The 4,498-nt window shown below is 75.8% G+C and carries 4 protein-coding genes and 2 pseudogenes; 3 read left to right on the top strand and 3 right to left on the bottom strand.

The window, feature by feature from the left end; genetic code table 11:
* The 3 genes and pseudogenes from HMPREF3099_RS12780 to HMPREF3099_RS11955 all read left to right on the top strand — a co-directional run.
* A pseudogene (locus HMPREF3099_RS12780) lies at positions 1-577 on the top strand (amino acid deaminase/aldolase); the annotation flags it as partial.
* Positions 574-1,200: an FAD-binding protein gene (locus tag HMPREF3099_RS11960; protein ID WP_083323498.1), complete on the top strand. Its 627-nt coding sequence runs from the start codon at positions 574-576 to the stop codon at positions 1,198-1,200. The pseudogene HMPREF3099_RS12780 and the gene HMPREF3099_RS11960, both read left to right, overlap by 4 nt.
* 15 nt (positions 1,201-1,215) lie before the next feature.
* Positions 1,216-1,908: pseudogene (locus HMPREF3099_RS11955) on the top strand (D-arabinono-1,4-lactone oxidase); the annotation flags it as partial.
* A 3-nt stretch (positions 1,909-1,911) separates the two neighbouring features.
* On the opposite strand, the gene HMPREF3099_RS04755 reads toward HMPREF3099_RS11955, so the two are convergent.
* From HMPREF3099_RS04755 to HMPREF3099_RS12775, 3 genes are all read right to left on the bottom strand, one after another.
* A complete protein-coding gene (locus tag HMPREF3099_RS04755; protein ID WP_070704679.1) occupies positions 1,912-3,294 on the bottom strand; it encodes an aldehyde dehydrogenase family protein in 1,383 nt (460 codons plus the stop codon).
* Positions 3,295-3,303: 9 nt separating this feature from the next.
* Positions 3,304-4,206, bottom strand: a complete 903-nt coding sequence (gene thrB, locus HMPREF3099_RS04750; protein ID WP_070704676.1) for a homoserine kinase — start codon at positions 4,204-4,206, stop codon at positions 3,304-3,306.
* Positions 4,203-4,498: hypothetical protein (locus HMPREF3099_RS12775; protein WP_202816690.1), on the bottom strand; the 296-nt coding region annotated here is incomplete at its 5' end. The genes thrB and HMPREF3099_RS12775, both read right to left, overlap by 4 nt.

Here is a 4,498-nt window from a genome sequence, read left to right as displayed (position 1 = left end):
CATGCAGGGCGTCTCGCGCCGCGGGCTGTACGCCGAGCGGCGGGCCGTGGTCGACGCGGTGGCCGCGGTGCTCGGCCACGCCCCGGAGCTCGTGAACGGCGGCGGCACGGGGTCGGTGGCGTGGTCCTCGGCCGACCCGGCGCTCACCGAGGTCACCGTGGGCTCCGGCCTGTTCGTGGGCCACCTGTTCGACCGCTTCCGCGCCATCGACCTGGAGCCCGCGTTCGGCATCGGCCTGGACGTGGTGCGCACGCCCGAGCCGGACATGGTGACCCTGCTGGGCAGCGGCTGGGTGGCCACCGGTGCCGTCGCCGCCGACCGCCTGCCGGTGGCGGCCTGGCCCCCGGGCCTCGAGCTCACCGGCACCGAGGGGGCCGGCGAGGTGCAGACGCCCCTCACCGGTGCCCTGGCCGCCCGGGCCGCCGGCCACCGCCTCGAGGTCGGCTCCCGCGTGTGGATGCGCCACGCGAAGTCCGGCGAGCCCGCCGAGCGGGTCGACGAGGTGGTGCTGGTTCAGGAGGACGGCAGCACCCACACTGTGCCCACCTACCGTGGCGAGGGAAAGGCCTTCCTGTGAACACCACTCGGACCACCGGCTTCCGCAACTGGTCGCGCACCGTCGACCTGCCCGACGCCCCGCGCACCGTCGCGGACTCCACCGAGGCGGTGCAGGCCGCGGTGCGCCACGCCGTGTCCTCCGGCCGCCCGGTGCACCCCGTGGGCAACGGGCACTCCTTCACCGGGGTGGCCGCCCCGCGCGGGGGCGCCCGCCCGGGCACCTCGCTGGCCGTGGACGGCCTCACCGGCGTGGTCGACGACTCCCGTGCCGCCGAGGGGCTCCTCACCCTCGGCGCCGGCACGCCCCTGCACGCCCTGCCCGCCCTGTTGGCGCCCTACGGCCTGGCCCTGGAGAACATGGGCGACATCGACCGCCAGACGCTCGCCGGCGCCCTCTCCAGCGGCACCCACGGCACGGGCGCGGCGTTCGGCTGCCTCGCCACCCAGGTGCGGGGCGTCACCCTCGTGGACGGCACCGGCCAGGTGCACCGCATCGGCGCCGGGGACCCGCGCCTCAAGGGCGCCGCGGTCTCGCTCGGGGCGCTCGGCGTCATCGTGGACATCACGCTGCAGCTGGTGCCGGCCTACTGCCTGGACCTGCAGGTCGAGAACGAGTCGGCGCCGGAGGTGTTCGCCACCTAGCAGGAGCGCACCGAGGCCCACGACCACTTCGAGGCCTTCTGGTTCCCGCACAGCCCCAGGACCATCACCAAGAGCACCCGTCGGTGCCAGGCCGACACCCCGCCGGTGCCGCGGAGCTGGTTCGGCCACCACGTCGAGGACGGGCTGGTCTCCAACGCGGGCCTGGCGGCCCTGGCGCACCTGTGCGACCGGCTGCCGGGCCGCACGCCGTGGCTCAACCGCACCTTCGGCGGGCTCACCCCGCACCGGGTGGTCGGCCCCTCGCACACCGTCTTCGCCAGCGCCCGCACGGTGCGCTTCCGCGAGATGGAGTACGGCGTGCCGCTGGCCGACCTCCCCGAGGTGATGGCGGAGGTCTCCGCGGCCATCCGCCGTCGCCGCTGGCCGGTGGGCTTCCCGCTGGAGATCCGCAGCACCGCCGGTGACGACCTGTGGCTCTCGATGGCGCAGGGCGGCCCGCGGGCGTTCGTCGCGGTGCACACGGTGCACGGTGACGGCCGCGCCCGGGCGTACTTCGCCGAGCTGGAGCGCATCCTCGTGGCCGCCGGGGGCCGCCCGCACTGGGGCAAGATGCACTCCCTGGGCGCCGAGGCGCTGGCGGGGCTCTACCCGCACCTGGGCGACTTCACCGCCCTGCGCGCGCAGCTCGACCCGCACGGGGTGTTCGCCAACGAGTACACCGACCGCGTGCTCGGCCCCGTGGGCTGAGGCTCAGAGCAGGCGGCGCAGCAGCTCCCGCTTCACCGGGCCCGAGGGCGGGTAGGCCAGTCCCAGGGTGTCCGGGCGCAGCGGCTTGTCCAGCACCGAGCGCTCGTGGGTGAAGGTCCGCACCGACGCCTCGCCGTGGTAGCTGCCCATGCCGCTGGCGCCCACGCCGCCGAAGGGCAGGGAGTGCACGCCCACGTGCGCCATCGGCACGTTGATGCCCACACCGCCGGAGCGGGTGCCGGCCAGCCAGCGTTCCTGCACGTCGGTATCGCGGGTGAAGAGGTAGAGCGCCAGCGGGGAGGGGCCGTCGGCCACCCGGTTGATGGCGGCCTGCACGTCGGGCACGGTGACGACCGGCAGCACGGGGCCGAAGATCTCCTCGGCCATGGCCGGGTGGTCGTCGTCCACGTTGGTGAGCACGGTGGGGGAGACGTAGAGCGCGTCGAGGTCCACCTCGCCGCCCACCGCGGCGCCGTCCACCATCGCGGCCAGGCGCTCGGCGTGCTTCCGGTTGATGATGCGTCCGTAGTCGCGGCTGGTGCGCGGGTCGGGGCCGAACATGTCGGTGATGGCGCGTTCCAGCTCGGGTACGAGGGCGGCCTGGGTCGCCGGGGTGCACAGCACGTGGTCGGGTGCCACGCAGGTCTGGCCCGCGTTGCTGAACTTGCCCCACACGATGCGGCGGGCCACGGCGCGCAGGTCCACGTCCTCGCCCACCCACGTGGGGGACTTGCCGCCCAGCTCCAGGGTCACCGGGGTGAGGTGCTCGGCGGCGGCCCGCATGACGATGCGGCCGACCTTCTCGCCCCCGGTGAAGAACACGTGGTCCCACTTCTGCTCCAGCAGGGCCGTGGTCTCGGGCACGCCCCCGGTCACCACCTGCACCACCTCGGGGTCCAGGTACTGCGCCACCAGCTCGGCCAGCACGGCGGCGGTGGCCGGTGCGAGCTCGCTGGGCTTGAGCACCACCGTGTTGCCCCCGGCCAGGGCGCCGGCCAGCGGTGTGAGCACGAGGTTCACCGGGTAGTTCCACGGCCCGATGACGAGCACGGCGCCCAGCGGCTCGCGGCGCACCGTGGCGCGGGCGGGCTGCATGGCCAGCGGCACGGAGGCGGCCCGGGGCGACAGCCACTCGTCCAGGTGCTTGAGGAGCTGCTCCACCTCTCCCTCCACCACCGCGAGCTCGGTGGTGCGCGCCTCGGCCTCGGGCTTGCGGAGGTCCTCGCGCAGGGCGGCGAGCAGGCGCGGCTCCTCCTCGCGCAGCAGGGTGCGCAGGGCCCGCAGCTGCTCGCGGCGGGCGTCGAGCTCGCGCAGGCGGCCTGTGGCCCAGGTCTCGTGGGCCAGCTCGCGGACGGTGGCGGCGGTGGACTGCTCGGGGGACGTCATGGTCCCAGCCTACGCAGCAACGGCCTCCTCCACGGCCGCGCCGTGGGCCTCCAGCGGCACCCGCCGCAGCTGCCAGCTCCAGGGGTGGTCGGCCAGGTGGGCGGACAGGGCGGCCTCGGTGCCGGTCGCGGGGGAGAGCACCAGCAGGGTGGGTCCGGCCCCACTCACGCACGCGGCTGAAGCGCCGGACGCGCGGGCGGCGGCCAGCACGTCCTCGACGCCCGGTACGAGGTGCGCGCGGTGCGGCTGGTGGAGGCGGTCGTCCACCGCCTCGGAGAGCGCCTCGGTGCGACCGGTGGCCAGGGCGGCCACGAGGAGCGCGCTGCGGGCGGCGTTGTGCACCGCGTCGGCGAAGGGCACCGATGCGGGCAGCGCGGCGCGGGCCTCGGCGGTGGCCACGGGGTGGTCGGGCACCAGCAGCAGCACCTCGGGCAGTGCGCCGGGGGCCACCGGCACGGGCACGCTGTGCACCCGCCCGTCGGCCGCCGCCACGGAGACCACCACGCCGCCCAGCAGGGCCGGGGCCACGTTGTCCGGGTGCCCCTCGGTGAGGGTGCCCAGGCGCACCAGCTCGTCGTCGTCCCAGTCGGTGCCGTGCAGGGCACGGGCGGCCAGCACGCCCCCGACCACGCAGGTGGCCGAGGACCCCAGACCGCGGGAGGGTGGCACGTCGCCGGCCACCGTGCAGCGCACCGCCACCGGCTCGATGCCGTGCTCGGCGCAGGCGCGTTCGTAGGCGGCCACGGGCAGGCTGTCGCCGGCGTCGGTGCGGGCGGGGTCGTCGGCGGCCACCACCTCGAGGGTCACCCGGTTGTGCAGGGCCACCGCCAGGCCCAGGGCGTCGAAGCCGGTGCCCAGGTTGGCCGAGGTGGCCGGCACCCGCACGGTGACCGACCGGCCGGTGGCGCTCATCGGTGCAGGACCTCCTCGATGGTGGACGGCACCTCGGGGACCTCCACCACCTGCTCGTGCAGCACGGCTGCGTCGCGCAGGGAGCTCAGGCCCAGCGGGGCGCCGCGCTCGTCGCCGGCGGTGGTGGCCAGGCGCACGAGGGTGTCGAACTCGTCCTCGTCGGCCTCGTGGCCCAGGGCGGCGAGGACCGCGGGGGCGAACTTGTACGGGCTGGCCGTGGCGGCCACCAGCGCCGGTCGGGCCGGGGGCTGCTGGCCGCCGGTGAGGTCGCCGCGCCGGTACTGCGCCAGCA

The organism is Kytococcus sp. HMSC28H12 (genome assembly GCF_001816045.1).
GTDB classification, from domain to species: Bacteria; Actinomycetota; Actinomycetes; order Actinomycetales; family Dermatophilaceae; genus Kytococcus; species Kytococcus schroeteri.
This window is presented reverse-complemented; position numbering and strand designations above follow the sequence as displayed.

Bases quoted from the DNA above. Each gene is read 5' to 3' on its own strand.
- HMPREF3099_RS04755 (WP_070704679.1), bottom strand. From the start codon at position 3,294: ATGACGTCCCCCGAGCAGTCCACCGCCGCCACCGTCCGCGAGCTGGCC.
- thrB (WP_070704676.1), bottom strand. From the start codon at position 4,206: ATGAGCGCCACCGGCCGGTCGGTCACCGTGCGGGTGCCGGCCACCTCG.